Source organism: Salinisphaera orenii subsp. orenii MK-B5 (assembly GCF_003788635.1).
Lineage (GTDB): Bacteria > Pseudomonadota > Gammaproteobacteria > Nevskiales > Salinisphaeraceae > Salinisphaera > Salinisphaera orenii.
In genome coordinates, this window is record NZ_AYKH01000043.1 from 34,113 (window position 1) to 60,340 (window position 26,228).

General features: G+C 68.6%; 27 protein-coding genes and 1 tRNA gene. 14 read left to right on the top strand and 14 right to left on the bottom strand.

Features of this window, described 5'->3' with window-relative positions:
* Positions 1 to 166: 166 nt before the first annotated feature.
* Positions 167 to 243: transfer RNA gene (locus tag SAOR_RS15515), tRNA-Arg, on the bottom strand.
* 142 nt (positions 244 to 385) lie between these two features.
* Here SAOR_RS15515 and SAOR_RS15520 point away from each other — a divergent pair.
* Positions 386 to 874: a c-type cytochrome gene (locus tag SAOR_RS15520; protein ID WP_123632225.1), complete on the top strand. Its 489-nt coding sequence runs from the start codon at positions 386 to 388 to the stop codon at positions 872 to 874.
* Between the two features lie 128 nt (positions 875 to 1,002).
* Here the strand turns inward: SAOR_RS15520 and SAOR_RS15525 are convergent, their stop codons facing one another.
* The 4 genes from SAOR_RS15525 to SAOR_RS15540 form a co-directional block, all read right to left on the bottom strand.
* Entirely contained in the window at positions 1,003 to 3,048 is a 2,046-nt protein-coding gene (locus SAOR_RS15525; RefSeq protein WP_123632226.1) for a UvrD-helicase domain-containing protein, read from the bottom strand.
* Positions 3,049 to 3,149: 101 nt separating this feature from the next.
* Positions 3,150 to 3,887: a TorF family putative porin gene (locus SAOR_RS15530; protein WP_123632227.1), complete on the bottom strand. Its 738-nt coding sequence runs from the start codon at positions 3,885 to 3,887 to the stop codon at positions 3,150 to 3,152.
* Between the two features lie 176 nt (positions 3,888 to 4,063).
* Positions 4,064 to 5,575 carry a YifB family Mg chelatase-like AAA ATPase gene (locus tag SAOR_RS15535; protein WP_123632228.1) on the bottom strand — a complete coding sequence of 504 codons (1,512 nt, stop codon included), beginning with the start codon at positions 5,573 to 5,575 and terminating at the stop codon, positions 4,064 to 4,066.
* A gap of 5 nt (positions 5,576 to 5,580) precedes the next feature.
* Entirely contained in the window at positions 5,581 to 5,826 is a 246-nt protein-coding gene (locus SAOR_RS15540) for an accessory factor UbiK family protein (protein WP_123591037.1), read from the bottom strand.
* A 263-nt stretch (positions 5,827 to 6,089) separates the two neighbouring features.
* On the opposite strand from SAOR_RS15540, the gene glnK reads away from it, so the two are divergent.
* The 5 genes from glnK to SAOR_RS15565 all read left to right on the top strand — a co-directional run bounded on the left by glnK (position 6,090) and on the right by SAOR_RS15565 (position 10,087).
* Positions 6,090 to 6,428, top strand: coding sequence for a P-II family nitrogen regulator (glnK, locus tag SAOR_RS15545; RefSeq protein WP_123632229.1), 339 nt, complete (start codon positions 6,090 to 6,092; stop codon positions 6,426 to 6,428).
* A 48-nt stretch (positions 6,429 to 6,476) separates the two neighbouring features.
* Positions 6,477 to 7,763, top strand: coding sequence for an ammonium transporter (locus tag SAOR_RS15550; RefSeq protein ID WP_123632230.1), 1,287 nt, complete (start codon positions 6,477 to 6,479; stop codon positions 7,761 to 7,763).
* A gap of 551 nt (positions 7,764 to 8,314) precedes the next feature.
* Entirely contained in the window at positions 8,315 to 8,653 is a 339-nt protein-coding gene (locus SAOR_RS15555) for a P-II family nitrogen regulator (protein WP_123591034.1), read from the top strand.
* Positions 8,654 to 8,669: 16 nt separating this feature from the next.
* Positions 8,670 to 9,293: an ABC transporter ATP-binding protein gene (locus SAOR_RS15560; protein WP_221180031.1), complete on the top strand. Its 624-nt coding sequence runs from the start codon at positions 8,670 to 8,672 to the stop codon at positions 9,291 to 9,293.
* Positions 9,284 to 10,087 carry an ABC transporter permease gene (locus tag SAOR_RS15565; RefSeq protein ID WP_123632231.1) on the top strand — a complete coding sequence of 268 codons (804 nt, stop codon included), beginning with the start codon at positions 9,284 to 9,286 and terminating at the stop codon, positions 10,085 to 10,087. The genes SAOR_RS15560 and SAOR_RS15565 overlap by 10 nt, the downstream gene beginning before the upstream one ends.
* Before the next feature lie 108 nt (positions 10,088 to 10,195).
* Here the strand turns inward: SAOR_RS15565 and SAOR_RS15570 are convergent, their stop codons facing one another.
* The 6 genes from SAOR_RS15570 to ppk1 all read right to left on the bottom strand — a co-directional run bounded on the left by SAOR_RS15570 (position 10,196) and on the right by ppk1 (position 17,488).
* Positions 10,196 to 11,386 carry a phospholipase D-like domain-containing protein gene (locus SAOR_RS15570; RefSeq protein ID WP_123632232.1) on the bottom strand — a complete coding sequence of 397 codons (1,191 nt, stop codon included), beginning with the start codon at positions 11,384 to 11,386 and terminating at the stop codon, positions 10,196 to 10,198.
* Positions 11,387 to 11,440: 54 nt separating this feature from the next.
* Positions 11,441 to 12,487: a TIGR04283 family arsenosugar biosynthesis glycosyltransferase gene (locus tag SAOR_RS15575; protein ID WP_185015725.1), complete on the bottom strand. Its 1,047-nt coding sequence runs from the start codon at positions 12,485 to 12,487 to the stop codon at positions 11,441 to 11,443.
* Positions 12,488 to 12,501: 14 nt separating this feature from the next.
* Positions 12,502 to 13,518, bottom strand: a complete 1,017-nt coding sequence (locus SAOR_RS15580) for a hydrolase (RefSeq protein ID WP_123632233.1) — start codon at positions 13,516 to 13,518, stop codon at positions 12,502 to 12,504.
* A gap of 92 nt (positions 13,519 to 13,610) precedes the next feature.
* Positions 13,611 to 14,312 carry a monofunctional biosynthetic peptidoglycan transglycosylase gene (gene mtgA / locus SAOR_RS15585; RefSeq protein ID WP_123632234.1) on the bottom strand — a complete coding sequence of 234 codons (702 nt, stop codon included), beginning with the start codon at positions 14,310 to 14,312 and terminating at the stop codon, positions 13,611 to 13,613.
* Positions 14,309 to 15,274: a lipid-binding SYLF domain-containing protein gene (locus tag SAOR_RS15590; protein ID WP_123632235.1), complete on the bottom strand. Its 966-nt coding sequence runs from the start codon at positions 15,272 to 15,274 to the stop codon at positions 14,309 to 14,311. Before SAOR_RS15590 ends, mtgA begins: the two co-directional genes overlap by 4 nt.
* 111 nt (positions 15,275 to 15,385) lie before the next feature.
* Positions 15,386 to 17,488: a polyphosphate kinase 1 gene (ppk1, locus tag SAOR_RS15595; RefSeq protein ID WP_123632236.1), complete on the bottom strand. Its 2,103-nt coding sequence runs from the start codon at positions 17,486 to 17,488 to the stop codon at positions 15,386 to 15,388.
* Between the two features lie 88 nt (positions 17,489 to 17,576).
* Here ppk1 and SAOR_RS15600 point away from each other — a divergent pair, with 88 nt between their 5' ends.
* Together SAOR_RS15600 and SAOR_RS15605 are read left to right on the top strand one after the other, a co-directional pair.
* The gene (locus tag SAOR_RS15600) at positions 17,577 to 18,422 is read left to right on the top strand and encodes a PhzF family phenazine biosynthesis protein (protein ID WP_123632237.1); all 846 of its coding nucleotides are present in this window, start codon (positions 17,577 to 17,579) and stop codon (positions 18,420 to 18,422) included.
* Positions 18,419 to 18,790 carry a DUF423 domain-containing protein gene (locus SAOR_RS15605; protein WP_123632238.1) on the top strand — a complete coding sequence of 124 codons (372 nt, stop codon included), beginning with the start codon at positions 18,419 to 18,421 and terminating at the stop codon, positions 18,788 to 18,790. The genes SAOR_RS15600 and SAOR_RS15605 overlap by 4 nt, the downstream gene beginning before the upstream one ends.
* A gap of 157 nt (positions 18,791 to 18,947) precedes the next feature.
* Here the strand turns inward: SAOR_RS15605 and SAOR_RS15610 are convergent, their stop codons facing one another.
* Both SAOR_RS15610 and SAOR_RS15615 read right to left on the bottom strand, forming a co-directional pair.
* On the bottom strand, positions 18,948 to 19,415 hold the full coding sequence (locus SAOR_RS15610) for a peroxiredoxin (protein WP_123632239.1): 468 nt from the start codon (positions 19,413 to 19,415) through the stop codon (positions 18,948 to 18,950).
* The gene (locus SAOR_RS15615) at positions 19,412 to 19,891 is read right to left on the bottom strand and encodes a DUF4112 domain-containing protein (protein ID WP_123632240.1); all 480 of its coding nucleotides are present in this window, start codon (positions 19,889 to 19,891) and stop codon (positions 19,412 to 19,414) included. The genes SAOR_RS15610 and SAOR_RS15615 overlap by 4 nt, the downstream gene beginning before the upstream one ends.
* A gap of 87 nt (positions 19,892 to 19,978) precedes the next feature.
* Between SAOR_RS15615 and SAOR_RS15620 the strand changes: the two genes are divergently transcribed.
* The 3 genes from SAOR_RS15620 (at position 19,979) to SAOR_RS15630 (ending at position 24,287) form a co-directional block, all read left to right on the top strand.
* On the top strand, positions 19,979 to 21,127 hold the full coding sequence (locus SAOR_RS15620) for an SMP-30/gluconolactonase/LRE family protein (protein ID WP_123632241.1): 1,149 nt from the start codon (positions 19,979 to 19,981) through the stop codon (positions 21,125 to 21,127).
* On the top strand, positions 21,124 to 21,834 hold the full coding sequence (locus tag SAOR_RS15625) for an FFLEELY motif protein (RefSeq protein ID WP_123591021.1): 711 nt from the start codon (positions 21,124 to 21,126) through the stop codon (positions 21,832 to 21,834). Before SAOR_RS15620 ends, SAOR_RS15625 begins: the two co-directional genes overlap by 4 nt.
* Positions 21,835 to 22,004: 170 nt before the next feature.
* Positions 22,005 to 24,287 carry a TonB-dependent receptor family protein gene (locus SAOR_RS15630; protein ID WP_123632242.1) on the top strand — a complete coding sequence of 761 codons (2,283 nt, stop codon included), beginning with the start codon at positions 22,005 to 22,007 and terminating at the stop codon, positions 24,285 to 24,287.
* Positions 24,288 to 24,467: 180 nt separating this feature from the next.
* On the opposite strand, the gene sufT is transcribed toward SAOR_RS15630, so the two are convergent.
* On the bottom strand, positions 24,468 to 25,019 hold the full coding sequence (gene sufT / locus SAOR_RS15635) for a putative Fe-S cluster assembly protein SufT (protein WP_123591019.1): 552 nt from the start codon (positions 25,017 to 25,019) through the stop codon (positions 24,468 to 24,470).
* Positions 25,020 to 25,093: 74 nt separating this feature from the next.
* Here sufT and SAOR_RS15640 point away from each other — a divergent pair, with 74 nt between their 5' ends.
* From SAOR_RS15640 to SAOR_RS15650, 3 genes are read left to right on the top strand one after another with little or no spacing between them, the layout of a single operon-like run.
* A complete protein-coding gene (locus SAOR_RS15640; RefSeq protein WP_123632243.1) occupies positions 25,094 to 25,477 on the top strand; it encodes a sirohydrochlorin chelatase in 384 nt (127 codons plus the stop codon).
* A gap of 4 nt (positions 25,478 to 25,481) precedes the next feature.
* Positions 25,482 to 25,760: a hypothetical protein gene (locus SAOR_RS15645; protein ID WP_123632244.1), complete on the top strand. Its 279-nt coding sequence runs from the start codon at positions 25,482 to 25,484 to the stop codon at positions 25,758 to 25,760.
* A complete protein-coding gene (locus tag SAOR_RS15650) occupies positions 25,753 to 26,226 on the top strand; it encodes a TspO/MBR family protein (RefSeq protein ID WP_123632245.1) in 474 nt (157 codons plus the stop codon). The genes SAOR_RS15645 and SAOR_RS15650 overlap by 8 nt, the downstream gene beginning before the upstream one ends.
* Positions 26,227 to 26,228: the final 2 nt, after the last annotated feature.

The window sequence follows — 26,228 nt, forward strand, 5'->3', positions numbered from 1 at the left end:
GGCAGGATTACTCGGCGCTGTCGCGCCTCGCCCTTCGGGCCCGTCGCTACCGCGACGGTTCGGACTCGCTGCGCGAGCCCGTCGAACCCGCTTGTTTGTTTGTCGCAGGTTCGAAACTCATCGATGAACCACACAAAAAAACCGGCTCGCGGCCGGTGTTTTTGTGTGGTGCGCCCGGCAGGATTCGAACCTGCGACCTTCGGCTTCGGAGGCCGACACTCTATCCAGCTGAGCTACGGGCGCCGCTTTGGCGCGACCAAGGATACGCCCACCGGCGGACGACGTCCATCGCAGCCGACGTTCGGCGCGCGGCGACAGGCTGGAATCCGGTATACTCGCGGCTGCTTACGAATCCCGATCCGACCACGCCGACACTAGCCTTCCTATGACTGCCGATCACGACAAGACTTTCTTTCGCACCTTCATGATCGTCCTTGGCCTGTTGGTTGCCATAACCGTGCTGGCGATCATCGGCGCCAACATCATCACCGGCATGACCGCGAACGACGAGATGCGCCCCGAGCAGATCTCGCGCGTGAAAGAGCGCACGCAGCCGGTTTATGCCGTCAATACCGATCCGAACGCGACCCAGGTGGCGGCCTCCGGCGACGAGGGCGGCGAACCGATGTCGGGCGAGGAAGTCTTCAATAACGTATGCACGGCGTGTCATACCTCCGGCGTGGCCGGCGCGCCCGAGGTCAGCGACACCGGCGCCTGGGAGAAGCGCCTGTCGGAACAGGGCAAGGACACGCTCTACACGCGCGCCATCGAGGGCTACAAGAGTATGCCGGCCAAGGGCGGCGATCCCAGCCTGAGCGAGGAGGAGATGCACAAGGCCGTGGACTATATCCTCAGCGAGGCCGGCGCCTCCTAGGCGGTCGACACCACGTTCGTACACCGCTTTAAAAGCCGCCCGCCGGGCGGCTTTTTAGTGGGCGCTTCCGATATGGCTGAGCTGTTGGCGCCGCGACCCGTGGCGTGAACCGCCGCGTACGGCGTCGTTCACTCTGCGGTGCGATCCGTGTCCGGTCCGTCCGATGCTGCGTCGGCGGTGGCCTGGTCGCCGAGCATGGCACGCAGGGCCGCCACCTGGCTGCGACCCTGCGCCGGATCCGTCCGGCCGCGGCGGCCTTCGGTCGGCCATTCGATCTCGTCGCGCGGCAACTCCTCCAGGAAGCGGCTCGGCGTGGTGTCGGTCTGCTCGCCGCCGCGCTGGCGCCGGCGCGCGTAGCTCAACGACAGCGTCCGGCGTGCGCGGGTGATGCCGACGTAGAGCAGGCGCCGCTCCTCTTCGATACGCTCGTCGTCCATGCAGGCATGATGCGGCAGCAGGCCCTCCTCGAGGCCGGCGAGAAAGACGTGGTCGAACTCGAGGCCCTTGGCGGCGTGCAGGGTGAGCAGATGCACCTGGTTCTCGCTGTCCTTTTCCGACTGGGCGGCAAAGTCCATGAGGCTCAGCCGCCGGACGACCTCGTCCAGTCCGCGCGCCTCACCGTCGGCGGTGGCGTCGAGATGGCCGAGCCAGCCGAGGAACTCGTCGACGTTCTCCAGCCGCTTGCGGGCCGCGCGGGTGTTAGCGGCGGTATCGCGCAGCCAGTCGCGATAGCCGATATCGGCGATCAGCGTCGTCACCAGCGTCTTCGCTGGGGTGGATTCGCCGGCAATGGCCAGATCCCGCGCCCAGTCCACGAATTCGGCCAGCCGCCGACCGGAGCGCTCGCCGACCCCGCCGGCCAGACCGATGCCCCGGGCGGCATCGAACAGGCCCAGGTGGCGGCCGCCGGCGTAGCGGCCGAGCGCTTCCAGCGTCGACGGGCCGATCTCGCGCCGCGGCAGATTGATCACCCGAAGGAAGGCGGCGTCGTCATCGGGATTGACCAGCAGCTTCAGGTAGGCGGCGAGGTCGCGGATCTCGCTGCGCTCGAAGAACGAACGCCCGCCCGACACGCGATACGGCACGCCGCGCTCGCGCAGCGCTTTCTCGAAGGCGCGCGACTGGAAGTTGCCGCGATAGAGCACGGCGTAGTCGCCGTAGCGGTTGCCGGTGCGCAGCCGGTGCGACGAAATCTCGCTGACCACGCGCTCGGCCTCCCCGGCCTCGTCCGCGCAGGCCAGCACGCGCACGCGATCACCCGGCCCCATAGCGCTCCAGAGCGTCTTCTCGTAGGCGCGCTGGTTGGATTCGATCAACCGGTTGGCCGCGGACAGCACGTGCCCGACCGAGCGGTAGTTCTGTTCCAGCTTGATGACCTTCAGATGCGGGAAGTCACGCGACAGGTCGGCGATGTTGCCGGGGCGCGCACCACGCCAGGCGTAGATCGACTGATCGTCGTCGCCGACGACCGTGAACGCCGCGCGCACGCCGGTGAGCAGACGCAGCAGCTCGTACTGCGCGGCGTTGGTGTCCTGATATTCGTCGACCAGCAGGTAGCGGAACCGGTTCTGCCAGCGTTCCCGGGCGGCGTCGTCCGTGCGCAGCAGCTGGACCGGCAACGCCAGCAGATCGTCGAAATCGACGGCGTTGTAGGCCTTGAGCCGGCGCTGGTATTCGCCGTAGGCCCGGGCGATCGCCTGTTCCGGTCCGCTCGCCTGCGCGGCGGCGGTCTCCGGGTCCACGAGGGCGGACTTCCAGCCGCTGATGGTGAAGCGCGCCAGCTTGCGCTGCTCGACGTCGCGTCCGACCAGATCGGCCAGCAGCTTGTCGGCATCCTCGGCATCGAAGATGGAAAAACGCGGCTTGAAGCCGAGCGCCACGTGCTCGACGCGGATCATCTGCAGGCCCAGGCTGTGAAAGGTGCTCACCGTCAGGCCCCGGGCGGCCTCGGCATCGATGAGCCGGCTCGCACGCTGCTTCATCTCGCGCGCGGCCTTGTTGGTGAAGGTCACCGCCGCGATCCGGTCGCCGGCGTAGCCGCGCTCGATCAGATGCGCGATCTTGCGCGTGATCACACCCGTCTTGCCCGAGCCGGCGCCGGCGAGGACCAGCAACGGCCCGTCGAGATAGCGCACGGCGGCGTCCTGACGGGAATTGAGCTTGGGCTGGGCCATGGGCGACGGAGTCTAGCAGGTCGGGCAAGCGCCGCCGTGACCGCCGGACACGAAAAGGCCGGCCCCGAAGAGCCGGCCTGACGCGATCCCGGCGATCGGGTCTAGAACGACTTGCTGACGGTACCCACCGCGGTCGCATCGCAGAGATCGGAGCCGCCGAAGCACTCGCTCTCGTTCAGATCGGTATCGATGTAGGCCACCGACCAGTCGAGTCCGAACATGGAGGTGCCCAGCGAGATCGACCAGTCGGCGTAGTCGGGCGTGCCCCACTGTTCGTTGTCGTCGATCGTCTGATAGCCCGCGTGCGCGCCGAGCGTCAGATACTCCGCCAGCGGGAACTCGAAGTCCGCGCCGTAGTAGAGCGCATCGCCGCTCTCGGCGTAGAAATCGTCGCTGTACGCGAGGCTCAGCGTGGCGCTGAGATTGTCATCGCTGTAGGTGATGCTCGGCACGTATTCGACATAGTCGATGTCCGCGGCACCGTTCTGCGTGCTCGCACCCGGGTAGTAGTAGTACAGCGCGCTGATGTCGAACGACAGCGTGTCGGTCAGCTCGGCGGCATAGCCGCCGTAGAAGTCGAGCTCGGCCTGCGCGCCGCCGGTCCCGTCGGGCGCCGGCGAGAAATTGTCCACGTTCGAGGCCCAGGTGCCGATGTAGAACCCCGAATCCCAGGCGTAGTCGAAGCCGCCCTGGATGGCGAAGTCCTTGTCGGTCTGGGAAATGCCGCGGAACCGGTAGTCGGTGGCGAAGGCGATGTTGGCACTCGCCTCGGCAAGCGCGCTGGCACTGGTCATGGCCATCAGTGCGGCGGCCGTGCCGATCATAAATTTTTGTTTCATCGAAATTTTGCTCCCATGCAAATTAATCCCGTGGTCCACGAGAAACCCGAATCCGAAGCGTCCGATTCCGGGGCGGAGCTTTCAATGCAGGAGGCGTGCCAACGTCATGCGCGGCCGTGGCGCAAACGACGGCCGACGGCGACGCGGCCACTCAACGGGCGTCTCGCCGGTGCGCGTCAGCCGGCGGTGCCGCGATCCAGTTGACGAAAACCGATCGCTTCCGCCACGTGGGCCTGTCGGATCGTGGGGTCATCGGCCAGATCGGCGATCGTGCGCGCCACGCGCAGGATGCGGTGATAGGCACGCGCGGACAGCCCCAGGCGGGTGACCGACTGATCCAGAATGGTGCGTGCACTGTTTTCGAGCGGACAGTGGGCGTCGATATCGGCGGCTGACAGCGCCGCGTTGCCGACATGACCGCGGGCCTGCGCGCGGGCCCGGGCCGCGACCACGCGGGCCCGCACGTCCGCGCTGCGCTCGGCCGGCGACGTCGGGGCCGTGAGCACGCGATGTTCGACCGGCGCCACGTTCAGATGCATGTCGATGCGATCCAGCAGCGGCCCGGAGATGCGCCCCCGATAGCGCTCGATGCGTTCCGGGGTGCAGTGACAGCGACCGGACGGATCGCCCAGATAACCGCAGGGACAGGGGTTCATCGCCGCGACCAGCTGGAACGCCGCCGGGAACTCGGCCTGACGCGCCGCCCGCGAGATCACGATATGGCCGGATTCGAGCGGCTCGCGCAGGACTTCGAGCACGCGCCGATCGAACTCGGGCAGCTCGTCGAGAAACAGCACGCCGCCGTGGGCGAGCGTGATCTCGCCGGGCCGCGGGGACGATCCGCCGCCGACCAGCGCCACGCCGGAGGCGGTGTGATGCGGCGCCCGAAACGGCCGCCGCCCCCAGTGGTCCGGATCGAAGCCGCCGGTGGCGATCGAAGCCACCGCCGCGACCTGCAGCGCCAGCTCCGAGCTCATGTCCGGCAGCAGACCGGGCAGTCGCGAGGCCAGCATCGTCTTGCCGGCGCCGGGCGGGCCGATCAGCAGCAGCGAATGGCCGCCGGCGGCGGCGATCTCCAGGGCACGCTTGGCCTGGGCCTGGCCGCGCACCTCCGCCAGATCCGCCACCGGTGTCGGCGTTGCGGGGACATGGACTGCCGGCTGGTGCCAGAGCGTTTCCGTACCCGCGAGGCTGGCAGTCACGTCGGCCAGATGGGCCGCGGCACGCACGTGCTCGGCCCCGGCCAGGGCCGCCTCGGGGCCGTTGATCTCGGGCGCGACCAGCGTACGGCCTTCGGTCTGGCAGGCGAGCGCGGCCGGCAGCGCGCCGCGCACTCCGCGCAGGGCCCCGGACAGCGACAGCTCGCCGAGAAACTCATGCTCGGGCAGCGCCGCCGCGGGGATCTGACCCGAGGCCGCCAGGATGCCGAGCGCGATGGCGAGATCGAACCGCCCGCCCTCCTTGGGCAGATCGGCCGGCGCGAGATTGACCGTGATCCGGCGGGTCGGGAACTGATAGCCGCTGTTGCTGATCGCGGCGCGGACACGGTCCTTGCTTTCCTTGACTTCGGTCTCGGGCAGACCGACGATCGCCAGCGCCGGCAGCCCGCCGGCCAGGTCCACCTCGACGGCGACCGCCGGCGCGCTCAGACCCGCCTGCGCGCGGCTGTGAACCGTGGCCAGCGCCACGCCGGCTAGCCGCGACCGCGTTCGGCTTCGAGTGCTTCGACCTCGCGCTCCAGCGCGTCCAGCTTGCGCCGGGTATGCGCCAGCATCTCGCGCGTGGCCTCGAACTCCTCCCGGGGCACGAGGTCGAGGCGCGACAGCTGGCTCTGCAGCACGGCACGGAAGTTGGCGCGCACCTCGTCGCGCACGGGGCCGAACTGGGGCGGGAGCGCCTGGGCCAGACGCTGGGCGATGTCTTCGATCGAGCGGACCATGTGCTGCGGGATGTCGCGGGTTCAGGCACCCAATATGCCCACCCCGGGCCGATCACGCAAAAGTCATTTGCACCGTCCTGGTGCAGCACCATGAACGCGCTTCACGAGCGCTGCATGCTACGCGCCGCCGAAACGCTAAGTTTCTGTTTTATATGCCTTGGCACGGTGAGTGCTTAAGGACCGGCGCAATCTCTCGCTTGCACGTCCCGAATGCTTGAATGCGAGGCACCGGGGTGCTGATCACGCATGACAGGAGCTAGTCAATGAAATTAATCGCAGCCGTAATCAAGCCGTTCAAGCTCGATGAGGTCCGCGAGGCGCTGTCCGAGGTCGGGGTGCAGGGCATCACCGTCACCGAGGTGAAGGGCTTCGGGCGGCAGAAGGGCCATACCGAACTCTATCGCGGTGCGGAGTACGTGGTCGACTTCCTGCCCAAGGTCAAGATCGAAGTGGCCATCGAGGAACCCAACCTCGACGCCGCCGTGGAGGCGATCTCCAAGGCGGCCCACACCGGCAAGATCGGCGACGGCAAGATCTTCGTCACCGACCTGGAACAGGCCATCCGCATCCGGACCGGCGAGACCGGCAAGGACGCGCTCTAGGCGCATCGCCCGCTTCCGGTCGACACTTTTCGAGGGATAACCAAAGCTATGGAAAACAACATCTTCGAATTGCAGTACGCAATCGATACCTTCTACTTTCTGATCTGCGGGGCACTGGTCATGTGGATGGCCGCCGGCTTCTCCATGCTGGAGGGCGGCCTGGTGCGTGCCAAGAACACCACCGAGATCCTGACCAAGAACATCGCGCTCTATTCGATCTCCTGCATCATGTACATGATCTGCGGCTACATGATCATGTATGACGGCGGTCTGTTCCTGAACGGCATCGCCGGCGGCGAGACGCTGGTCGAGGACGCGCTCGCCGCCTCCGCGGAAGCCGGCTTCGACGGCGGCTCGGTCTATGCCGGCGCGTCGGACTTCTTCTTCCAGGTCGTGTTCGTGGCCACCGCCATGTCGGTCGTCTCCGGTGCCGTGGCCGAACGCATGAAGCTGTGGGCGTTCCTCGGCTTTGCCGTGGTCATGACCGGCTTCATCTATCCGATGGAAGGCTCCTGGACCTGGAACGGCGATTCCGTGTTCGGCCTCTACACCCTGGGCGATCTCGGCTTCTCCGACTTCGCCGGTTCCGGCATCGTGCATATGGCCGGCGCCTCGGCGGCCCTGGCCGGCGTCCTGCTGCTCGGCCCGCGTAAGGGCAAGTTCCGCCCGGATGGCAGCATCGGCGCCATCCCCGGCGCCAATCTGCCGCTCGCCGCGCTCGGCACGCTGATCCTCTGGATGGGCTGGTTCGGCTTCAACGGCGGCTCGGTGCTCAAGCTGGGCGACATCGCCAGTGCCAACTCGGTCGCGATGGTGTTTCTCAATACCAACACCGCGGCCGCGGGCGGCCTCGTCTCCGCCCTGCTGCTGGCCCGCGTCATGTTCGGCAAGGGCGACCTGACCATGGCGCTCAACGGCGCGCTGGCCGGCCTGGTGGTGATCACCGCCGAGCCCTCCACGCCGACGCCGCTCATCGCCACGCTGTTCGGTGCCGCGGGCGGCATTCTGGTGGTCTTCTCGATCGTGTTCTTCGACAAGATCAAGATCGACGATCCGGTGGGCGCGATCTCGGTTCACGGCGTCTGCGGCCTGCTCGGCCTGCTGGTAGTGCCGCTGACCAATTCCGGTGCCACGTTCACCGGCCAGATCGTCGGCGCGCTGACCATCTTCGTCTGGGTGTTCGTGACCAGCCTCATCGTCTGGGGCATCCTCGAGGCCGTGTTCGGTATCCGCGTCTCGGAAGAAGAGGAAGTCGAGGGCGTGGACTTCGGCGAGTGCGGCATGGAAGCCTATCCGGAGTTCACCTCCGGCGGCAGCCGCCGCTCCGGCGCCTGATCGTCGAGCCATCGGCGTGACTCGGAGGCCCCGGCAACGGGGCCTCTTTTTTTGTGCCGCCCATGAAAAGGCCACGTTGCCATGCGGCCCGTTAGTCCCGTGGCCTCGCCCAGGCGTGGCGGCATGACGCGGCACGGAGGGTCGCCAGGCCGCCCCGGTGATCGAAATTCTGATCGGGCGTCAGGAACCGAGCGAGGCCACGTCACCACCAACCGCCGCGATCACGGCCGCGCCCGCCCCGTTCCGCGCCCGGCGTAGTCGCGCCGCGACCGAACGATCCGCCACCTCGGCCGGGCCGACACGGCTGCATCCGGACCGCATCGCCGCCGGCGCCGGGACCATGCCACGCACCCCGTCACCGCGGCGGCCACAAGAGCCCGTTCCACGGGGCCCAACACAACGCCCATGCGCGGCCGCGCCGGCGCGTTCGTGTGCCGCCACCTAGACGTCACCGCGTCGGACGACCGGCTCGAGTCGCCGAGACGGCGCTGCCGGCGAAACCCTTTGCGGGTGTTAGACTCCGAGCGACAACAATCCATGGAGCCCAGCTCATGAAAATGGTTACCGCCGTCATCAAGCCGTTCCGACTGGACGACGTGCGCGAGGCGCTGGCCGAGGTCGGCGTGCACGGGACCACCATGACCGAGGTCAAGGGATTCGGACGCCAGAAAGGCCACACCGAGCTCTACCGCGGCGCCGAATACGCGGTCGATTTCCTGCCCAAGGTCAAGCTGGAGGTCGCGGTACCGGACGACCGGGTCGACGCCGTCGTGGAGGCGATCGTGGAATCGGCGAAGACCGGCCAGATCGGCGACGGCAAGATCTTCGTGCACACGCTGGAGCAGGCCGTGCGCATCCGCACCGGCGAGACCGACCGCGACGCCATCTGACCGCCCCCGCCCGGCGGTGGCCTCGACCCGACCGCGGCTGCTCCTCCGCGGCCTGAGCATCGGCGGCATCGGCCCGCTCGACGCCGCGATCGCGCCCGGCGAATGCCTGGCCCTTTCGGGGCCCTCCGGGGCCGGCAAGACCCGGCTGTTGCGGGCCATCGCCGATCTCGACCCGCACGGCGGCGAATGCCGTCTCGACGACCGGCCCGCAGGGGTTTTCGCCGCGCCCGCGTGGCGGCGCGCCGTCGCCTATCTGCCCGCCGAGCCCGCCTGGTGGGCGGACACCCCGCGCGATCATCTGCGTACGGCCGATGCGCCGGCCGGCCACGACCGCCTGGCGGCGTTGGATCTCGAGACCACGATGCTCGACCGTCCGTTGACACAGCTGTCCTCCGGCCAGCGACAGCGTCTGGCCCTGCTGCGGCTGCTCGACGGCCAGCCGCAGGTGCTGCTGCTTGACGAGCCGACGGCCAATCTCGATGCCGACAACATTGCCCGAGTCGAGGCGCTGGTCGCCGACTACTGCGCCGAGCGTGACGCCGCCTGTGTCTGGGTCAGCCACGATCCCGGCCAGCGCCGACGCGTGGCGCATCGCCAGCTCGCGCTGGATGGCCGCGGCCGGGTCACGGCATGCAGCTGATCTCGCTGTCGTTCGCGGATCTGGCGCTGGCCGCCATCGGTGTGATCGCGCTCGCCGTCACCACCGCGATGCTCCGCCTGGGCGTGGCCCGAACGCTGGTCGTCGCGGCGATCCGCACCGCGGCACAGCTGTGCCTGGTGGGCCTGATTCTCGAGGCCGTGTTCGCCGAGCGTGCGTTCGTCTGGATCGCGCTGATCGCGCTGACGATGCTGCTGCTCGCCGGCCGCGAGGCCGCCGCGCGCCAGACACGGCGCTTCACCGGCGGTTACGGCTTCGCCGCGGGCACGATCTCGATGTTCTTGTCGGCCTTCGTGACCACCGTGCTGACGCTGGTCGTGGTGATCCGCGTCGAGCCCTGGTACACGCCGCAGTACGCGATCCCGCTGCTGGGCATGCTGCTCGGTAACACCATGACCGGCATCGCGCTGGCCCTGGACCGGCTGACCCAGAACGCCTGGCGCGAGGCCGCGGTGATCGAGGCGCGCTTGGCGCTCGGCGCGACCGCCGGCCAGGCCGTCGCCGATATCCGGCGCGAGGCGATGCGCGCCGGCATGATCCCCATGATCAACGCCATGGCGGCGGCCGGCATCATCAGTCTGCCGGGCATGATGACCGGCCAGATACTGGCCGGCAGCCCGCCGTGGGAGGCGGTGAAGTATCAGATCCTGATCATGTTCCTGATCGCGGCCGGCACCGGCTTCGGCACCCTGTCGGCGGTCACCCTCGGCGCCCGGCGGCTGTTCGATGACCGTCACCGCCTGCGCCTGGAACGGCTGCGACGGGCCAGGCCTTGACCACGTCGGAAAGCAGCCGATACGAGCCCGGCTTGGATGCGACCTCGGCGGCGCAGCGTGAACGAAGCCCCCTCGCGCATGCCTCTGCGCGAGCCGTAAGTCGTCGATTCAGGCCTGAGGGCGCAGCAGCCGGCTGAGGTACTCGAGCAGCCGCTGCCAGACGCCGCGCTTTTTCCACTGGCCCTCGCGCACGAGCTCGCAGCGCTCGCGATCCTGCTCGAAATCCGCGGACAGTTTGTCGACCGTCGGCTGGTGGACGAGCGTCACCGCGATCTCGTCGTCCTTGCCCATAGAACGGTGGTTGAAGTTGGCCGAGCCGATCACGGCGAGCACGTCGTCGAGCAGCGTGACCTTGGCGTGCAACATGGTCGGCTGATAGCGGTGGAGCCGGACGCCGGCCTCCAGCAGGGGCCGGAAGGCATCCTCGCCGGCGATCTTGGCGACACGCGAGTCGGTGTGCGGCCCGGGCATGAGGATATCGATCTCGACACCGCGACCGGCCGCCTCGCGGAGCATGTCCACAGTGATCGGGTCGGGCACGAAATAGCCCGTGGTCACGCGCAGGCGATACTGCGCCATGCGGATCAGCAGCCGGAACAGCGTGGCGATATCGCTGTAGTTGACCGCCGCCGAGGTCCGCAGCACCTGCATGCGGGCGTCACCGTCGGCGCTCGGCGTCGGGATCCGCCAGCGCTCCTCGAAGTCCGGACGCCGCGTTTCCACCCAGTTGGAGACGAAGGCGCCGCGCAAACCGTCGAGCACCGGCCCGGTCAGGCGGAAATGCGTCTCCCGCCATTCGTCCGGCTTGCGCGCGTCGCCATCCCATTCCGCGGCGATACCCACGCCCCCGGTGAAGCCCACCACGCCGTCGATCAGCAGAATCTTGCGATGGGTGCGGTTGTCGGCCTGCCAGAAGCGCCAGCGCATGGGCTGGCGAAACCAGGCGATCTCGGCACCGGCGTTCTGCATGCGCTCGAGTACGTCGCCGGGCATGCTGTTCGCGCCGAAGGCGTCCAGGAGCACGCGCACGCGCACGCCCGCCGCGGCGCGCTCGGCCAGGGCATGACCGAAGCGCTCGGCGACGTCGCCCTGCCAGTAGATGAAGGTGAGGAAGTCGATCGACTCGCGGGCGCCCTCGATCGCTTCGATCATCGCCGGGAAGATGCGAACGCCGTTGATCAGCGGCTCGATCGTGTTGCCGGTGGTGAACGGTATCCCCAGCGTTGCCTCGAAAGCGCGCTGATAGGCCTCGACCGGCGGTCGCGCGGCGGCCGCGCCCGTATTCGCATCATCTTTCATCACGCGGAGTCTAAGCGGCTCGTCCCGTCGGTGCCAATCCGTGATAATCACCGGCTACTCGGGCCGAGCCTCGTTTCGTCTCGCGCGTTCGGCGAGCGCACACCCGAGTTGCAGCGGCCCGAACACGAGGCCGGCGCCCAGCACCAGCACAAGGCCGCGGGCGACGCGGTTTTGGAACACCGGCCGCAGCAGGCGATCGTGCAGCCGGGTGGCCGGCCGCCCCGACACCCCCAGGCCCTGTTCGAGGCCGACATCGAGCGCGAAAAACAGTTGCCACGACTGCGATACCGCCACTCCGGCCACCCGCCAGGCGACGCGCCCGGTCGCGCGCGGACCGCAGTCCCGGGCCAGCGTACGCAGCAGCCGGAAGTAAGGCATGAGCCGCAGCCGGCCCGTCTCCGGCTGACGGGCGTAGACCCGCGGCGCGCGTGCGAAAAAGAGCGACACATCGGCGAGGTGCATGGACATGATCAACGCCATGAGCAGATAGCGCGCGAACGCGCCCTCGACCTCGAAACGACGCGCGGAGGTCGCCAGGGGGTGTTCGAGCAGACACCAGCGTCCCCGCGCCCGGATCGCGGCGGCCATGCGCTGATCCTCGAGAAACGGCAGGCGCGTGTCGAAGCCGCCGAGCGCGTCGAAGAACGCCCGCCGCAGCATCAGCCCCTGATCGCCGTTGATGGTGTAGCGCCGCCCGGTTGCCGTCTTGGCCTCGAGATAGCCATAGAACAGGCGGCGACCGGCCCGCGCGCGCACGAATCGCAGCCGGAAGTGCCCGGCCACGCGCTGGTCGTCGCAGGCCTCGAGTCGTGCGAGGGCGGCCGCCAGCTGGGCCGGATGGGTCAGGCGACTGTCGGCGTGCAGGAAGCACAGCCAGTCGCCGAGCGCGGCCGCGGCGCCGGCGTTCATCTGCGCGCCGCGGCCCGGGCGCGATTCGATCACCCGGGCGCCGGCCGCGCGGGCGATATCCGGACTCGCGTCCCGCGAGCCGCCGTCGACCAGCACGACCTCGAGCGCGACCCCGCGCTGTGCGGCGATATCGGCGAGCAGGCCCGGCAGCGCGCCGGCCTCATCGATGACCGGCACGATGACCGACAGCACGGGCGGATGCGGCCTCAGCCGGCCTGGCGCGCCGCGTCCGGCGAGTCGGCCCGCTCGAAACCGGGCAACGCCTCGCGCAGAAACGCGGGAATGCGTGTCTCCAACCAGTAGACGGGCTCGCCGTAGCGCCCGCCGGCGACGAAGCCGACGTGTCCGCCGTGACGCGACAACTCGAAGCGGGTCGAAGACGACAGGTCGCGCTCGGCCGGGATGATGTCCGGGGCCATGAAGGGATCGTCCTCGGCGTGCAGGATCAGAGTCGGCACACGGATATCGGCCAAAAACGGCCCGCTGCTGGCCCGCGCGTAGTAGTCCTCGGCGTCGGCGAAGCCGTTCAGCGGCGCGGTCACGACGTTGTCGAACGACGGAAAGTCGCGCACGCGGGACAGATCCGGCCACGGCTCCGGCGGGTCGATGAGGCTGAACTTGGCCTCGAACGAGGCCTTGAGCCCGTTGATGAGATGGGCCTGATAGATGCGTGCGAGCCCCTGCTGGATCGCCTCGGCGCAGCGCTTGAGATCATAGGGCACCGACACCGCGGTCGCGCAGGTCAGCGGCGCGTCACCGCCCCGCTCGCCCAGATACTTGAGCAGCACGTTGCCGCCGAGCGAATAGCCTGCGCCCGCCAGCGGCGCCCGCGGATAGCGGCGCCGGATGTGATCGACCACCGTGCCGAAATCGCCCGTCTCACCGGAGTGATAGCTGCGCGGCAGGCGGTTGGGCTCGGCCGCGCCGCGAAAATGCATCAGTACGCCCCGCGCGCCGTGGGCGTAGACCTCGCGCAGCAGGCCGCGCGCGTATTTGGATTCCAGCGAGCCGTTCAGGCCGTGCAGAACGATCACGATCGGCGCGTCGTCGTCGAGCCCGCGCTCCGGCAGCCAGGACAGATCAAGGAAGTCGCCGTCATCGAGCTCGATGCGTTCGCGCTCGACCGCAAGCGGCGGCTGAGGCCGCAGCTTGGAGGCGAACACGGTCTGGGCGTGGGGGTTGCGCAACCAGAACGCCGGCTCGAACTCACTCCGCTTCAGCATGACTCCAGACTAGCGCAGATTCGTTGAAATCCGATGACGAGGCGCGTGCATTATACACAGGTCGCGGTGCACGACCGACGACCGACACGGGTTCAGCGCGTGAACACGTCGTCGAGATAGTCGCGGCCCAGCTGGCGCATCTGGCCGGCGATCCAGGTCTTGCGGCCCCGCACGTGCGGCCCGGGTGCGGTGGCGCTGTAGCGGGTCGGCGCGGGCAGAACCGCGGCCAGCGCCGCGCACTGGTCCGGCGACAGGCCCGCTGCGGTGGTGCCGAACAGCCGCTGGGCCGCCGAGCCGACGCCGAAGACATGATCGTCGAACTGGGCGATGTTGAGATACACCTCGAGGATGCGACGCTTGGGCCAGAGCACTTCGAGCCAGCCGGTCAGGTACGCCTCGATGGCCTTGCGGACATAGCTCTTGGCCGGCCACAGAAACAGGTTCTTGGCCGTCTGCTGACTGATGGTGCTCGCGCCGCGCACGCTGCCACCGCGGGCGTTATCGGCGATGGCATCCGTGATCGCCGACCAGACGAAACCGTGGTGATCGGGAAAGGTCTGATCCTCGGATGCCACCGCAGCCAGCGGCATGCAGGGCGCGATATCGTCCAGCGGTGTCCAGCGGTGATGAATCGCCGGACCGTCAGCTCCGGTCTGCCAGTGGGTGCGCAGCATGTACGCGCTGATCGGCGGATTGACCCAGCGCATGAGCAGTATGAGGACCGCCGGCGCGAGGAGTATCGCGCCGGCGATGATCAGGACATAGCGTCCCGGACGACTGAGCAGAAGCCTCAATAGTCTCCGTCGCCGCTGCTGCCATAGCCGCTGCCGCCGTCGGCACCGTCGCTGCTGCGCTGCCGCGCACCACCGTTGCCGTCGTTGTCGGCGGCGTCGTAGTTGCCCTGCTGGACGGTCACGCCGTCGCCGCCGTCCTCGTACGGCGTGGCCTGACCGCGGCCGCCATACTCGTCGCTCTCACGATTGGACGCGCTCGCATCGCCACTGCGGTTGCGGCTACCGACATCACCGCCGGGATTGCCCGCGGGGGCGTTGTCGCGATAGTTCTCGGCGGCCGGCATGTAACGATCCAGCGTATAGACGAAGCGCTCGCCCGCCTCGGGCAAACCGGCCTCGTCGGAACTGCGCAGAATGTTGTAGGCGTCGATGCCCGCTTCATCGTAGAACAGCCAATTGGCGTCCTGATCGATGCCCAGCCGGGCGCCTTCGATCGACACCCCGGCGAACAGACCCCGCGAACGGGAGTAGGAATAGACTTCGGCGTCAAAGCCCAGATCGGTGGATGCGCCAACGCTGCGCCCGACCGGGCCCGCGGCCACGGTGGCGTCCGCGCCCAGGTTGAACTGGCCGTTGGCGATCTTGTCGACGCTGCGCTGGGTCTTGAACACCAGGATGATGTCCGAGGAGGAGGCACCCGCCTGCCAGCCCAGCGAACCGCCTGTGAGCGTGATGAAGCTCGGGTTCGACCACGAGCCGTCCTGCGTTCGCACCGAGAGCACGCCCTTGCCGCGGCGGCCGCCGACCACGAAGCCGACCTTCAGCACGCTCGGTATCACGGCGATGCCGTAGGCCTCACGCAGCAGCGCCGGCGGAATGGCGTTCTCCGGTATGTCGACGAACTGACGGATCACCGTGGTGGCATCGTCGAGCTTGTTTTCCTGAGCGGTGGCAGCGAACGCGGCCTGCGTGGTGCCGAGCAGCATCGCGCTCGCGAGCAGCGCCATCATCCATCGTTTCATGTGTGCTTTCCCTGGTTGGAGAGAATGAGCCGGCAGCCCGGCGAAAACCCGTCAATGTGCGCTTCAGACCGCAACGACGGCGGCGGGTTCACGCCCGTGCCGGCACTTGGCCTAGCCCGGCCCCTCCATCAAGCGCTTCTGCACCGACAGACCCGGCGCATCGCCCGCCGGTTCGACCGCGTGATAGCGGCCGTCGCTGGCCAGCATCCAGGCCTGGCTATCGTCGGCGAGATAAAGCGCCAGCTCGCGCATCACCCGATCATATAATGGCGCCGCGGTCACGGGAAAGCAGGTTTCGACCCGGCGGAAGAAGTTGCGGTCCATCCAGTCCGCGCTCGCCAGATACACCTCGGGCGCGTCGTCGTTGCCGAAATGGAACACGCGGGTGTGCTCGAGAAAGCGACCGACAATCGAACGCACGCGGATGTTGTCCGACACCCCCGCCACCCCCGGACGCAGGCAGCAGATGCCGCGCACGATCAGATCGATCTCCACCCCCGCCTGCGAGGCCGCGTACAGCGCGCGGATGACCCGCGTCTCCACCAGCGAATTCATCTTGGCGATGATGCGCGCGCCACGCCCCGCCCGGGCATGCGCGGCCTCGCCCTCGATCTTCTCGAGGATGGCCGAGTGCAGCCGGAACGGCGCGTCGATGATGCGCTCCAGGCCGGAGACCTTGCCCAGACTGGTCAGCTGCAGAAACATCTCGTGGACGTCGTTGGCCAGCGTCTGGTCGCAGGAGAACAGGCCGTAGTCGGTGTACAGTCGCGCGGTCTTCGGGTGGTAGTTGCCGGTGCCCAGATGAATGTAGTTGTGCAGACCGTCGGCCTCGCGGCGCACGATCAACGTCATCTTGGCGTGGGTCTTGTAGCCGACCACACCGTAGACCACGTGCGCGCCGGCGGCCTGCAGCCGGTTGGCGAGTTCGATGTTGTCGGCCTCGTCAAAGCGCGCGCGCAGCTCGACCACGACGGTGACCTCCTTGCCGGCCTTGGCGGCCTCCACCAGGGCATCCACCACCGCGGAATCGGGCCCGGTGCGATAGAGCGTCTGCTTGATCGCCAGCACCCGGGAATCGGCCGCGGCCCGGCGCACGAAGTCGATCACCGGCAGGAACGAATCGAAGGGATGATGCAGCAGCACGTCGCCGGCCCGGATCTCGGCGAACAGGTCGCCGCTGGGGCCGAGTTCGCTGGGCAGGCGCGGCGAGAACGCCGGGTACTTGAGATCCGGACGGTCGATCGTCTCCAGCAGCGCCATCAGGCGATTGACGTTGACCGGCCCGTCGACCTGGTAGAGATCCTCGTGCGTGAGCAGGAACCGGTCCATCAGATAGTCGCACAGCGACTGCGGGCAGTTGTGGGCCACCTCGAGGCGCACGCAGTCGCCGTAGCGGCGCGAGGGCAGCTCGCCCTCGACGGCGCGCAGCAGATCGTCGACCTCCTCCTCGTCCACGAACAGGTCGGAATTGCGCGTGACCCGGAACTGAAAACAGCCCTTCGTGCCCATGCTCGGAAACAGGTCGACGACGTGTTCGTGGATGATCGACGACAGGAACACGAAATCGTGCGGGCCGCTGCCCGTGGCCTCGGCCGGGAGCTGGATCACGCGCGGCAGCGCCCGGGGCGCCTGCACCACCGCATAATCGATCTTGCGGCCGAAGGCGTCGGTGCCGTCCAGCGCGACGATGAAGTTCAGCGACTTGTTGAGGATGCGCGGAAACGGATGCGCGGGGTCCAGCCCCAGCGGGCTGATCACCGGCAGCAGCTCCTCCTCGAAGTATTCCGCGAGCCATTGGCGCTGGCGCGGATTCCACTCCGAACGCCGCAGGAAACGGATGCCCTCGGCCTCCAGCGCCGGGATCAGCTCATCATTGAGGGTGGCGTACTGCTTGTCGACCAGTTCGTGCGCGCGCACGCCGATCTCGCGCAGCACCTCGCGCGGGGCGCGGTTGTCGGCCTCGGTCGGGGTGTTGACGAGCTCGGCCTTCTGCTTGAGGCCCGCCACCCGCACCTCGAAGAATTCATCGAGGTTGGTCGAGGAGATGCACAGGAATTTCAGCCGCTCGAGCAGCGGCACGCGCGTGTCGCGGGCCTGCGCCAGCACCCGCTCATTGAACTCCAGCAGCGACAGCTCTCGGTTGATGAACAGTTCGGGCGCATCGAGGCTCGGCGTGCCGCCCGCGTCGGGCTCGGATTTTCGGGTCGCGGTCATAGGGGTATTCTGGCGCCTTGTCGTCAGGGTCGCGAACTCGGCCCTCGTGGATAGCAACAGGACATGACAGCACCATGACAGTTTTATGATGGCCGATTCGCTGCGCGCCCTCGATTTCTATCAGATCGACGCCTTCGCGACACGGGTGTTCGAAGGCAACCCGGCGGCCGTCGTGCTGCTCGACGCCTGGCCGGACGACGCCACGCTGGCGGCGATCGCCGCTGAGCACAATCTGGCCGAGACCGCCTTCGTGCGCCCGGCGTACGGGCAGGATGCCGCCGTCCACGAGCTGCGCTGGTTCACGCCCACCTGCGAGGTCGAGCTCTGCGGCCACGCCACACTGGCCAGCGCCCATGTTCTGCTTCGCTGCCGCGACGGCTTCACGCCGCCGCTGACCTTCTCGACGCGCCGGGCGGGCAGGCTCGGCGTCGATATGGCCGACGGCATGCTCTGGCTGGATTTCCCGGCGCAGCTCGTCGAGGCCGCGGCGCCGCCGGCCGCGCTGACCGCGGCCCTGGGGGCCACGCCCTCGGCCTGGCGCGTCGGCCCCAACCACATGGCCGTGTTCGACGACCCCGCCACCGTGGACGCCCTCCGGCCCGATCTGGACGCCCTGGCGCGCCATGCCGCCGGCGACAACCGCGGCCTGATCGTGACCGCGCCCGCCCACGACGCCGATCACGATTTCGTCTCGCGCTACTTCGCCCCGCACCACGGCGTCGACGAAGACGCGGTCACCGGCTCGGCGCACTGCATGCTCGCGCCCTACTGGGCGCAGGTGCTGGGTCGCGATACGCTGGCCGGCCGCCAGCGCTCGCGCCGCGGCGGCACCGTGGCCTGTCGCCTGGCCGGCGCCCGCGTGCATCTGGGCGGGCACGCCGTGTGCTATGCCCACGGCCGCATCCATATCCCCGACGACCGGTTTCCCGCATGAGCCAGTTCGCCCTCGCCGCCGGCAGTCTCTATGGCCTGATCGGCGTACTGTTCGGTGCCTTCGGTGCCCACGCCCTGGCCTCTCGGCTGCCCGCCGATCTCCAGGCGATCTGGCATACGGCGGTGCAGTATCAGTTCTATCACGCGCTGGCACTGCTCGGCGCCGGCATCCTGGCGCGTCAGGGCCTGGCCGGCACCGCGCTGACGACCGCGATCGGCGGCTTCACGCTCGGCACGCTGGTCTTCTCCGGGAGTCTCTACGTACTCGCACTGAGCGGCGTGCGCTGGCTGGGGGCGATCACGCCGATCGGCGGCGCGCTGCTGATCGGCGGCTGGATCGCACTGCTGCTGGCCGTGGTCCGGCGATAGAATCCCACACGAATCCGCGCCGGCGGAAGCGGTCGGACGCGGCGTCGCCGCCTCGAGCGCCCGGGCATTCGAGCTGCCTGCCGGCGACGCTGTGACGGAATGGCGCGCATGCTGCGGCGGAAGCGGCGCGCCGCAGCGCGCCTGGCCGCAACGCCGACTAAGCCCGGCCGGACAGCGACTGCAGCGTAGCCATGGCGCGGTCGACGTGGCGCGCGGCCGCCAGCTGGGCCTGATAGCGCAGCCGGACGATGCCGTCGCGGTCGATGACGAAGGTCACACGGTTGGCCAGCACGCCCAGCGCACGGCCGACGTCGAAGGTCCGCGACAGCGCGCCGTCGGTATCGGCCACGAGCGCGAAGTCGAGTCCGTGACGGGCCGCGAACGCCCGGTGGCTGGCGTCGTCGTCGGCGCTGACACCGATGACTTCGGCATCCAGCGCGGCAAAGGCGTCCAGGCGATCACGGAATCCGCAGGCCTGACGAGTGCACACCGGCGTGGCGTCGCGCGGATAGAAATACACCACGACCGGATGGGCGCCGATCGCCGCCCGCGTGTCCACGCTGCGACCGTCATGAGCCCGGCGCCGGATCGGCGGCGCGGTGTCGCCGACGTCGACCCCGCTCATACGAACACGGCGCGCCAGAGCACCGTGGTCACGGTCAGCGCGCAGGCCAGGCCGAGGGTGAGGCCGAGCGCACCCGGCCAGCGCGAGCGGGGCTCGGTCTCGGTGGTCGTCGCGGACTCCAGCCAGCGCCGCATCAGACGCTCGTTGCGGCGGTTCGATTTCCAGTAGAGGTCGAACAGATCCCCGAACACGGGCACCAGACCGATGACGAAATCCAGCCCCATGTTGAGCCCCATGCGCGCCCACACGCGCTTGGGCGCGCCCAGCCGGACCGCCTCGATCACGAGTAGACTGGACAGCCCGGCGCCCACCAGGTCTCCGGCGAAAGGCACCAGACCAATGATGCCGTCGACACCGACCCGCCGGTCGATGCCCGGAATCCGCACCACGTCGTCGAGCCACCAGGCCAGACGTTCGATGCGGGCCAGCCCGGCGCGCCGCTTGGCGTGTAGTTCGGGCGAGACCTCAGCGCTCATATATGGATAATGCGTGGTTTTGGTGTGGGGGCCGAGTATACGGAATCACGGGGCGCCGCCGCGGCACGATCGTTCATCGAGGACCGCATGAAGAAACTGTTGACACTCGCCGTACTCGCGGTGGCCGGCTGGGCCGCCTATGCGGTGTTCTGGCCGTCGTCCTTCGAGCCGCAGGCCTGGAACCCACCGCCGCTGGCCGACGCCGAGGCAGCTTTCGCCGACAGCGGTGATCTGTCCGGCGAGACCCGCATGGCACACGGCGTGGCCGAAGGCCCGGAGGATGTGGCGAGCGACGCCCAGGGGCGCCTGTACGCCGGTTACGCCGACGGCACCATCCGCCGCTTCGACGCCGACGGCGGCGACAGCGAGGTCTTCGCCACGACCAACGGCCGCCCCCTCGGGCTGGCGTTCGCCGAGGGGCCGGTGCCGCGCAGCGAGGAGGCCGACTCCGGCGATGGCGAGAACAGTGAAGACGGCGGCGACCGCGCTGATCAGACCCTGATCGTGGCGGATGCGGACAAGGGCCTGCTCGCGATCGACGCCGAGGGCGACATCACGGTGCTGGCCAGCGGGGCCGACGGCACCCCGTTCGCCTTCACCAACGACGTCGACGTCGCCGAAAACGGTCAGATCTATTTCTCGGATGCCTCCAGCCGTTACGGCCAGACGGATTACCGCACCGATCTGCTCGAGCACGGCGGCCACGGCCGACTGCTGAAATACGATCCGGCCAGCGGCCGCACGACCGTCCTGCTCGGCGGCCTGCAGTTCGCCAACGGGGTCGCCGTGGGCCCCGACGACGCCTATGTGCTCGTGGTCGAGACCGGCAGCTACCGGATCTGTCGCTACTGGCTCACCGGCGACCGGGCCGGCCAGAGCGACATCTTCATCAACAACCTGCCCGGCTTCCCGGACGGTCTGTCCTTCGACGGCGAGGGCACGTTCTGGCTGGCATTGTTCGCCCCGCGCGATCCACTATTGGATTTCGCCGCCGACAAGCCCTGGCTGCGGGCGATCGTCCACGACCTGCCGCGGGAACTCCAGCCGCAGCCGGCCCATGTCGGCCACGTGATCGGGCTGGACACCGACGCCCGCGTGATCGCCAATCTCCGCGACGCCGGCGACCGCGCCTTCGCACCCATCACCAGCGTCGAGCGTGTCGGCGACAGCCTGTACCTGGGCAGCCTCACCGCGCCGGCCTTCGCGCGCATCCGGGTACCGGACGCGGGCCGGTGAACGACGCCGACACCCTGCGCGGGGCGCTGACCGAGCTGCGCACCGAACGGGCGCAGTGCGAAACGCCCGAGCGGCCAGGCCTGGCCGAACAGATCGAGCGGGTGCGCCGCTGGCAGGCCGACCACGTCGCGGCCCGCCACCGCGACCACGCCGCGCGTCACGACGGCGCGGCGCTGCTGCGATTCCTCAGCCGCAGTTTCTATCTCGAGGCCGACTGGTCGGAGCTCACCGACGATCCCGACCGGACCGTCGCCCGCGTCGGCCGCATCATGAGCGATCTGCGGCCGCTGATCGTGGCCGCACGGCTGCAGGCCAGCGCCGATCGGCTGGACCGGGCGCTGGCCGCCGCCCTGCTCGACGGCCGATACCCGGTGACGATCACGCCCATCGGCTATGTCCGCGCCTTCCGGCGGGTCGGCGAGGCCGCCGAACGCGAGCGCCAGCTGGCCTGGGTGGGCGAGCTCATCGAGCGCTTGGCCGGTTTCGCCGACAATCGCGCCGCCTGGTGGGCCTTCAAGGCCGCCCGCGCGCCGGCGCGCGGCTTCGGCATGGGCCAAACCCATGTCCTGCTGGCCGAGGGCTTCGCCGCACTGCGTGCCACCCGTGATCCGGCCGAAGCGACCCGCGAGGCCCTGGACGCCCAGCGCGTCCTGGTCCGACGTCTGTTCGGTGCCGCCACCGCGGGGGCCGCGCCGCCGTCGTACTGACGCCGACCGGGCCGCGGTCGGCACGGCCGGGCGCACCTTCCGACACGCGGGCGGCCCGCGCCGTTCTGTCGGGAAGTTTTCCCATGGTGGCGCACCCGCGGCCACGCTAGATTCGTCCCGGTGCCGCCGTCCGGCGGGCCGATAACTATAAGCGACAGAAGGACGAGGGTATGCAACGCACGACAACCGTGCGCTCCAGGAATTGGGGCGCGGTCTCCGTCATGGCCTGCTCGGGGCTGATGTTCGAAGCGGTGCCGGTATTCGCCGAGGAGCGCAAGCGCGGCATGCTGGCACCGATCAACGTCGAGGAGACGGTGCCGACCGACATCACCGAAACCCCCGGGGCGGCGGCCACGCTCTACGACGACGAGCTCGAGGAAAAGCAGCCGTACACGCTAATGGACGGGCTCGACTACGCCGCCGGCGTGCGCACCGTGTATGACGACGTGCTCGGGCGCCGCTCGGGCATTGCGGTGCGCGGTGCGCCGACCCGGCGATCGCGCAAGACCCTGTTGCTGGAGGACGGCGTACCGATCAACGGCTCGACCTACATCGATCCGAGCGCGCACTACACGCCGCCGGTCGAACGCCTCGAGCGGGTGGACGTGCTCAAGGGCGCGGGGCACGTGCTGCACGGCCCGCTCAACAACCACGGCATCGTCAACTTCCGCAACAAGCAGCCCACCGAAACGCCGGAGACCACCATCAAGCTCGGCGCCGGCGGTCAGGGCACGTTCAAGCGTCACATCATGCACACGCGCACGGACGGGCCCGTGGGCACGGTGTTCGCCTATACCGGCATGAACGCCGACGGCAGCTTCGACGTCGAGGACTTCCAGTACGACGACTTCTTCGCCAGCGCCGACTGGGCGATCAACGATCGTCACGATCTCGGCTTTTCCTTCGTCTACTTCCGCGAACGCTCGCACTACGACGAGAGCAATCTGCTACCCGCCGAGTACGACCGCAGCCCGCGCAGCAAGCGCGGCCGGTTCGCGCAGCGCTACAACAACATCTCGGTCAACTACTTCAAGTACGACCTCACCCACGACTGGCGGCCGACCGACCGGCTGTCGATCTCGACCCGACTGTTCCACACCGACCTCGAGCGGCCGCGCTTCACCGTCGAGCCGGACGAGGTCGACGTGGTCGACGGCTCGCCGGATTTCAGCCGCGACGGCTACGAGGATCCGGCCTTCTTCTTCGAACGCGGTGCCAGCGGCGTCATGATCGGCCGCGACCGCACCTACAAGACCCACGGCGCCGAGTCGCGCTTCCAGCTGGCCGACCTCGAGGCGCTGGGCGCCGAGCACACGCTGCAATGGGGCGTGCGCTACGAGTGGCACGAGTTCAGCGATCGCGAACCGGTGGGCGGCACCGGCGAGCTGCTGGACGAGAGCAACCGCGGCCGCGCCGGCATCGGCGTGTTCGAGCCGACCACCGGCGAAGGCAGCTCGCTGACCGAGTACGACGCCGATGCGATCTCCGGCTTCGTCCAGAACGCGATCCGGATCGGCGACGTCACCCTCACGCCGGGGGTGCGGGTGGAACGCTACACCCAGGAACGGGAGGTGATCTTCGAGGATTCCGAACCCGGCTCACCGCGGGAGAAGGACGACAACACCCTCGTGCTGCCCAGCATCAGCCTGCTTTACGAGGGCTTCGAGGAAACACAGCTGTTCGCCAACGTCGGACGGGGCTACACGCCGGCGTTCGCACGCACGGCCGAGGACTTCCCGCTCGAGCCCGAAACCGGCGTCAACAGCCAGTTCGGCTTTCGCACCACGGCGATCCGCGGCACGCGCCTCGAGGGCGCGGTGTTCTACAACCGCATCCAGGACACGGTGGTGCAGGAGCCGATCACCATCGACGGCGACAATCTCGTGGTCAACGCGGCCGACTCCTATTCATACGGCCTGGATCTGAGCGCCCGCATCGACAGCCGCGCCTTCCACCTCGACTCCGACTACAACGTCTTCGGGGAACTGGCCTACAACTACACCAGGGCCGAATTCACCAGCGGTGATCTCGACGGCAACGACGTGCCCCAGGTGCCCAATCACGTGGGCACGTTCACCCTTGGCCTGGAGCACCGGGCCGGGTGGCGGGTGAGCGCGAGCCTGCACTATCTCGACAGCTTCTTCGCGGGCAGCGGCAACGCACTGACACTGACCGTGGCCGACGAGGACGGCAATCCGATCGATCCGGACAATCTGGCGCGGCCGACCGGCTCGGTGGAGATCCGCGAACCGGCGGTGCTCGGCGAGATTCCGGATCACACCCTGCTGTCAGCGCGTGCGAGCTATGACCTGCCGGACACGGGCTTCGCCGACACCACCGTCTGGATCCAGGGCCGCAACCTGACCGACAAGCAGTTCATCACCGACTACGTGAACGGGATCCGGCCGGGGCCCGAGCGCACGGTCGTGGTGGGCTTCACGTCCCGCTTCTAGCCTTGCGCGGCGGTCGCCGGATCCGGGTCGGCGACCGCCCGGTACCGTTCACCGTCGCCGGTTCCGGGCGCGCGACCTCGCCGCGCTCGGGAACGGAAATAGGCCGGTTGCGTCCCGCGCCCGCGTCTAGCACGCAAACAAGCCCACGGGATCGTCGCTGCCCGGCCGGCAGCGGCGGCTTCAGAGCATGCCGACCTGCAGTTTGGCCGCGTCGCTCATCATCTCCATCGTCCACGGCGGCTCGAAGACCAGTTCGACGTTGACCTGGCCGATCGTCGGCACCATCCGCACCTTGCTGCGCACGTCGTCGACGAGGATGTCGCCCATGCCGCAGCCCGGCGCCGTCAGCGTCATGTCGATGTGGACCACCCGGGCCTCCGGATCGCTGTGATCGAAGTCGCAGCGATAGATCAGGCCGAGATCGACGAGGTTGATCGGAATCTCCGGGTCGAACACGGTCCGCATCTGCTCCCAGACGATCCGTTCGACGTCGTCGTCCCCGGCGCCGTCCGGCAGCGTCAGCGGTTCGGGGACCTCCTGGCCGATAGCGTCGGCGTTCTCGCCGGCGATCCGGATCAGATTGCCGGCGATATAGACGGTGAACGAGCCGCCCAGCGCCTGGGTGATGTTGCCGTGCGTGCCCACCGGGATCTCGACCGTGTCGCCGGCGGGGATCAGCACGGCCTCGCAGTCGCGCTGGAAGGTAACGGGTTCATTGGAGGGCATCTGCATGATGGACCACCGGCATTGCGATGAGGGCGGATAGTCTAACAAGCACCCGCGCCGCTGTCTGATACCATTCAGGCATGAAAAAGTCTCTCCTGCTGGTGGCCCACGGCAGCCGCCGTGAGGCCTCCAACGACGAAGTCCGAGCGCTGACGGCGCGCGTGCGCGAAGCTGATGACGCGCGGTTCGCGCTCATCGATTGCGCGTTCCTCGAGCTCGCCGAGCCCGACATCCCGGGCGGCATACAGCGCCTGATCGACGCCGGCGCGACCCATGTGACGGTACTGCCGTATTTTCTGGCGGCCGGGCGCCACGTGAGCGAGGACATTCCGGAAGCGGTTGCCGGCAAGCAGGCGGAGCATCCGGACGTGCAGATCGAGATCGCGCCGTATCTGGGCACCTCGGATGCCATTCCGGGGCTGCTGCTGACCATGCTCGCGGACAGTACCGCCGCGGCCAGCTGAGCGGATGGGCGCACTCGCCGACAACCGCCGTTTCTGGCTGGCCTGCAATCTGGTCACGCTGGTACTGCACGCCTTCGGCGTGTATCTCTATGCGAGCGAAGGTTTCGCCCATCCGGTCGCACAGCTGTGGGCGATCGTGCTCATGCTGCACATGCTCGAGTTTCCGCTGGCCTTTATCGCCGTGCGCGAACGTCGCATCGGCTGGGGCGTGACCATCATGGCCACGCTGATCTTCGGCTTCACATGGTGGGTCCCCACCCGGCGGGGCGTCTTCCATGCCTGAACGATTCCACGGCGTGCGCGCCGCGCTGATCTGCGGCATCGCGGTCGCGCTGACGTCGTTGACCGGGGCGGTGTTCCCACCCGGCGCCTGGTACGAGAGCCTGAACCAGCCGGCGGGCACGCCGCCGGACGTGGCCTTTCCGATCGCCTGGACGCTGCTCTACATCGCCATGGCCGTCGCCGCCTGGCGGGTCTGGCGCGCGGCCGGCGTAGGCACCGCGCTCGGCCTGTTCGCACTCCAGATGGTGCTCAACGCCCTGTGGATGCCGGTCGCCTTCGGCGCCCAGGCGCTGGGCTGGGCGCTGCTGATCATCGTCGCGCTGTGGATCGCACTGGCTGCGACCCTGGCCGCGTTCTGGCGCGCGGACCGACTCGCCGGCCTGCTGCTCGCCCCCTATCTGGTCTGGGTGAGTTACGCCGTCTATCTCAACGCCGGCCTGCTCTGGCTGAACTGGGCAGGCGCCTGACC